The 1,639-nt window shown below is 29.9% G+C and carries 2 protein-coding genes; one reads left to right on the top strand and one right to left on the bottom strand.

Features of this window, described 5'->3' with window-relative positions:
• The coding region (ytxJ, locus tag ACVCZW_RS00425; RefSeq protein ID WP_452231347.1) for a bacillithiol system redox-active protein YtxJ at nt 1-373 on the top strand (373 nt) is incomplete at its 5' end.
• A gap of 3 nt (nt 374-376) precedes the next feature.
• On the opposite strand, the gene ACVCZW_RS00420 is transcribed toward ytxJ, so the two are convergent.
• Nucleotides 377-1,639, bottom strand: a 1,263-nt coding sequence (locus ACVCZW_RS00420) for a hypothetical protein (protein WP_452231346.1), incomplete at its 5' end; no start/stop codon positions are given.

The following is a 1,639-nucleotide window of genomic DNA, read 5'->3' as shown; positions in this document are numbered from 1 at the left end:
AAAGCTATTCGGTTCATCAGAACCAAAAGAAGAAAAAGTATTGCCTTGGATACCTTTGAATGCTATGCCGCAATTGCAATTTATCGAAGAAAAATCTAAAGTAAAAACACAAGTTATATTTAAACATTCTACGCGATGTGGGATTAGTAGAATGGTAATGAATCAATTTGTTACGATGTATAGTTTAACGGAAAAAGATTTAGATTTATATTATTTAGATCTTCTAAACTATAGAGATATCTCTAATGAAATTGGTGTTCAATTTATGGTCATGCATGAGTCCCCACAGATATTAGTGATAAGAAATGGAAATGTAGTACGTCACGCTTCTCATGGAAGTATTAATGATGTGAATTTGCAAGATTATATATAATTATTAATTATTTTTAATACGTATAACCTTAAAAACTAGATTCCCTTGGTCATTTTGACCATTAATTAGAAGTTGAATTTCGTCTAGGTTATCATTGTAAACCCTTATAGTATTGTCTGTGTTTGGTTTTAAATTTACATTTGGTAACCAATCTAAAGTACTATAGAATATTCTAGAGTTTTTAGTTGGGAACTGCATATCGAAATTGGCGTAGTTTGCTGTAGAAATGGTAAACCCAAAATCTACATTTCCAATTTTTAAAGTAGATTCGGTATTATTGGTTACATTTTTAAAAGGATTTATTTCTCCTTTTGTTTTTAAAATTATTACTCCAGCAAAACCATCTAAACCATAACCGGCTCCAGAAGCATTAACTTTTGCTTCTATAATCTCTGTAGCACTTAAATTTCTTAAAATATTAAAATCTGTAACTCTAACACCGTTAAGTATAATAGTCATGTCTTCTGAGCTACTTATACTTCTTGCACCAGTATTAATATTTATCATTTCACTAGCTACATTTGTTTGACTTTTAACTATTGATTTTTGTCCTCTTGTAGATCTAATAGCGGTACTATTAACATCGACTAAAGTTCCTGGTAAGTCTTTTATTACATCCATTGCTGTTTGGTTGGGAGAATACCTATTTTTATCAATTATGTATGTTTTTGTAACGCTGTTTCCTCTAACTTTCGGGTCTGGATAATCATCAGGAAGAACAATTTTGTTCGTTTTAGCTTCAACAACAACTTCATCTAAGTATACTTGTTTTTTTATTTGTCTGGAAGCGATATCGTCCGTATGTTTGTTGTCAAAGCCTTTAATATAATAGTCGTTCCAGTCTTTACTAGTTACTAATTCAGGTTTGTAATCTATCAATTGTTCATTTACATGCATGCTTGCTTTTAAAAGTTTTCCTTTAAAATCGACTAAAGATAATTTGTAGGTTGAATTCTGTTTTAATAAAAGACTATCAAAAACAAAGGTGTTATTTGGTTTTAGTTTAGATACTAAAACAATATTATTTTCTTGTGAAGTTAGCATTACCTTGGCATTTTGGGGGTTTGCTTCCTTTAATATAACGGATCCTCTAATTCTTGTTCCTACTTCTGCTTTCCTGGTTTCTATGTTGTTATTCGGTAGATTTACAAAATTGTTTTTACTTTTTGTTTGTATGTAGGTATCCAATTCATTTTGGTTAAAATCTTCAGAAAAGTACTTTGTGATATTTCCTGTTTTATCTTGTAAATAAGGCGTTACTAAATA

Source organism: Lacinutrix sp. MEBiC02595 (assembly GCF_053601555.1).
The sequence above is the reverse complement of the archived record's forward strand: the minus strand, read 5'-3'. Positions and strand labels throughout refer to the sequence as shown.